The organism is Robinsoniella sp. RHS, assembly GCF_001029355.1.
In the GTDB taxonomy this organism is placed as follows: Bacteria; Bacillota; Clostridia; order Lachnospirales; family Lachnospiraceae; genus Robinsoniella; species Robinsoniella peoriensis.
In genome coordinates this window covers 1-3897 of sequence record NZ_JNGB01000228.1, presented here as the reverse complement: position 1 = coordinate 3897, position 3897 = coordinate 1, and the positions used below count along the sequence as shown (strand labels likewise).

At 42.0% G+C, this 3897-nt stretch carries 5 protein-coding genes; 3 read left to right on the top strand and 2 right to left on the bottom strand.

Going from position 1 to position 3897, the window contains the following annotated elements; all coding sequences use genetic code 11:
• The 3 genes from RHS_RS28985 to RHS_RS28975 all read left to right on the top strand — a co-directional run.
• On the top strand, nucleotides 1-1020 hold a 1020-nt coding region (locus RHS_RS28985), incomplete at its 5' end, for a hypothetical protein (RefSeq protein WP_395023652.1).
• A 20-nt stretch (nucleotides 1021-1040) separates the two neighbouring features.
• Entirely contained in the window at nucleotides 1041-1994 is a 954-nt protein-coding gene (locus RHS_RS28980; protein ID WP_047835166.1) for an NAD(P)-dependent oxidoreductase, read from the top strand.
• Between the two features lies 1 nt (nucleotide 1995).
• The gene (locus tag RHS_RS28975; protein ID WP_027295481.1) at nucleotides 1996-2352 is read left to right on the top strand and encodes an MGMT family protein; all 357 of its coding nucleotides are present in this window, start codon (nucleotides 1996-1998) and stop codon (nucleotides 2350-2352) included.
• A 202-nt stretch (nucleotides 2353-2554) separates the two neighbouring features.
• On the opposite strand, the gene RHS_RS32320 is transcribed toward RHS_RS28975, so the two are convergent.
• Both RHS_RS32320 and RHS_RS28965 read right to left on the bottom strand, forming a co-directional pair.
• Nucleotides 2555-2677 (bottom strand): hypothetical protein, encoded by a 123-nt coding sequence (locus RHS_RS32320; protein ID WP_255348096.1) that lies wholly within the window; start codon nucleotides 2675-2677, stop codon nucleotides 2555-2557.
• 64 nt (nucleotides 2678-2741) lie between these two features.
• Complete coding sequence (locus RHS_RS28965) at nucleotides 2742-3584, bottom strand: helix-turn-helix domain-containing protein (protein WP_027295482.1); 843 nt, start codon at nucleotides 3582-3584, stop codon at nucleotides 2742-2744.
• Nucleotides 3585-3897: the final 313 nt, after the last annotated feature.

Here is a 3897-nt window from a genome sequence, read left to right as displayed (position 1 = left end):
CTTGCAGGTGGTGCTTTTTATGTGATGAATGGAATATTTGTTAAACCGGCTTCAATAGAAATTAATGACCGCTATGAAGCATTTTATAAAAGAGAGACAAAGAATTCATGGGATGGTGCACTAATTGGCAGCAGTGTGGTAGACCGTGCATGGGCAGCCCCTCTTGCCTGGAATGAGTACGGCGTGGCATTATATCCTATGTCTACGGACAGTCTGCCATTACCATTTGTTACTAATTTGATAGAAGAAATACATAAAAAGCAGAATACAAAGTTCTTTATTATTGACTTACGCGGATTAAGAAGCAGTAAATTAGAATTACAGGAGTTTAAGATCCGGCGTCTGACGGATAATATGAAGTTTTCGAAGAACCGGCTGGATGTTCTAGGCAAAGCTTTTACATACGCAGAGAAATATAATGAAGATAAGTCATTCCTGGATCACAAGATGTCTTTTTATATTCCATTTATTAAATATCATCCGAGATGGGAAGAGTTGAATAAATACGATTTTACAATACCGGAGAGGCAGATGAAGGGTGTCTATGAAAAAAATGCATTTACTGTAGAAACCCAGAAAAGACCTAAGACAACCGATAAAATAGGTGATATATCGGAACTTCAGTCAGAGATTTTGCTGGAAATATTAGAATATGGGAAAGCGAATGATTTGAAGTTCTTGTTTACTTCTATGCCAGGATCGATGTCTCAGAATGCACAAAAGCAGATGAATAAGGTATTTGAAATTGTAAAAGAGTATGGATTTGATTATATTAATTTTAACAAACAGGATCTATATGATGAATTAGGTATCGACTTTACAACGGATTATATTGATCCGATTCATTTGAACTCGAGAGGTGCCCGGAAGGTAACGGCATATCTTGGACGTTATATAAACGAGCATTATGATTTTAGTGATAAACGTGGCGATGAGGCATACACAAGCTGGGATGATGCATGGAAGGAATATGATACATTCTATAATAGCGGATGGCAAAATGGTAATCTCCAGGCATAAATAGACAGGAGGCATTCCCTATGAATATCTTAGTAACGCTGCCAATGGCTGAGGCACAGCGCATGGACCTGGAACAAATAGATCCGGGCGCCAGCTATCAATATACAAAGTATAAGTCCGTAACCAGGGAACTGGTTCAGGAGGCAAATATTATTATCGGCAATGTGCCGCCGGAATTTATTGAAGGCTCTGCCAATTTAGAGTGGCTGCAGCTAAATAGTGCCGGTACGGACGGTTATTGTAATCCGGGAGTGCTGGCAGAAGGTACGATTCTGACCAATGCTTCAGGAGCATATGGTCTGTCAATTGGGGAGTTTATGGTGGGGCTAACATTTGCATTAAAGAAAAATACCGCATTGTATGTCCGCAACCAAATAAATCACAGATGGCATTATGAGAGCGGCGTAAGTACAATTATGGGAAGTACTGTCCTGGTGATCGGTCTTGGAGATATCGGGATGGAGTATGCCAAAAGGATGAAAGCCCTGGGGAGCCATGTAATTGGCGTTAAGCGCAGGAAAAGCGAGAAGCCGGGATATGTAGATGAGTTGTATTATGAAGAGGATGTGGACAGACTTCTAGAAAGGGCGGATATTGTGGCGCTTTCCATGCCGGCTTATGATAAGACGATTGGGTTCATGAGCGAAGAACGGTTTAAAAAGATGAAGAGCTCTGCAATCATATTAAATGTAGGAAGAGGAAGTTTAATCGATACGGAGGTTTTATATCGAGCCTTGAAGGAAAAATGGATTGCCGGTGCGGGACTTGATGTCATCACACCGGAGCCATTTCCAAAGGAGCACCCTCTCTGGGATCTGGATAATCTGATCTTAACACCCCACGTTTCCGGTGGGTATTCTATACCTGAAACTTTGGAGCGGATTGTAGGGATTGCATTAGAAAACAGGAGAAGGTTTGCCGTAGGAGAACCGCTTAAGAACAGAATAGATTTTGAGACGGGATATCGGCTGTAATATGGATTTTTATCAAAGAGTGGCAGTGGTATGTAAAACAGTTCCCGCGGGTAAAGTGGCAACCTACGGTCAAATTGCCCTTTTATGCGGAAAACCTAAAAATTCACGACAGGTCGGCTATGCGCTTAAGCATAATTTCTCCGGGGATAATCTGCCTGCCCACAGGATCGTAAATCATCAGGGATATCTCTCCGGTGCAGGATGTTTTCAGGATCCGGATAAGCAGGACGTGCTTCTTATGGAAGAAGGCGTGGAAGTGAGTTCGGATCTGAGAGTGGATTTGAAAAAATATGGTTGGAAGAATACATTGGAAGATGCACTTTGTTTGAGGGCATATTTTGAAAAAACAGGGATATAGGAGTCCCTGTTTTTTGTGTTTTATGGATATGTAGAAATTGGGGGTTTGCTAAGAAAGGGACGCTTTGTAGATGATAGGTATTGTACGGAAAGAGAAGGGGGCGGACCAGGACATTGGTTTGGAAGGCTTACCGCAGAACTGGCATTTTCTAACCTTTCCGGAGCACTTTTTGGCGGCACGCGGGCATTCGCTGCGAAATGCATCAGGATTTCGGAGCGAATGCCCGCGTGCCGCCAAAAAGCGCTTCGGAAAGGTTAGAAAATACCAGTTCTGCGGCCAGCTGACGGAGCCCATGCCAGTTTCCCACACCCATCTTTCCGTACACTACCTACATCTACAAAGCGTCCCCTTACTCAGCTAAACCCCAATTTAAGCTGAATTTGTTCGCCCTATATAGACTGTCGATATGCAGTGGGCGCAGTACCAACAGTTTTCTTGAAGATCCTGCTGAAGTACAGCGCATTCTGATAGCCGATCAGGTCACCGATTTCATTTATGGTAAGATCGGTTGTCTCCAGTAATTCTTTTGCTTTTGTCATACGGATGGAAGTAATATACTGCATAGGCGTCATGCCCATATATTGGCGAAAGTTTCGGATAAACCAGCAGGTACTGATATGGTTTTTGGCGGCATATTCCTGAATACTCAGCTCCTGAGGAAAATGTTCGTTAAAATAATGTACCGCTGTTTCAATTTCTGTTTTTTTCTTTGTTCTGCCAAGGCGTTTTTCCAGCTGATATCTGCAAATTAACGTGAGGAACTCCCGGAAATACAGTGCCAGTAACTCGCTGTGTCCCGGACGTTTTAACTGGAGCTCCCGTATCATTTTATTCATAAGCTGCGTGTATTCAGATGTGAATCCGATCTCCAGGATATCCTGTTCTTTAAACCCGGCAGCTTCTAACAGCGTTTCTGCTCCATAACCGGAAAAATGTACCCAGAAGAGTTCCGGCGTATTCTTTGCATAGTAATAGTATTTCTGGGGCTCCGAAGGACGGTAAAGAATCAGACTGCCTGCAGCGAGTTCTTTTCGAACATCATTTTTTTCAAAATCGGCTTTACCCTGGGCAACGTAGATCAGTTGATAATCAAGGCGTCCGTTTGGGCGGAGGGTAACCATTTCTTTCCGGGATATGAAGCGGTAATTACCGCAGCTGTAAACTGAAATTTCATGTTCCTGATCCAAAATATCAATATCAACATCATTAAAATAGCCTGAGTTAGAATACATTATAATACCTCCGGTCTGATATAATTGCAGCAACCAGCTGATAACCATTGCAAAGTACCAGCCATTTGTCCAAACTTACTGCGTTAGACTTTCTGGTCGCAGCTATGTTTTCATTATAACGCGGGAAGATTATAGTTACAATAACATTTGTATCATTTTGTGCATATATTCGCCTATCCTGGATATGGAAATTTTATGATCCGGAATTTATAATCAGTATTAAACATGATCAATGACAGATCAGATACGGTTTTGTATTTCTATAAAAATTACAGGAGGATTCTAAAATGATAATTCCAAGATATTATGAAGA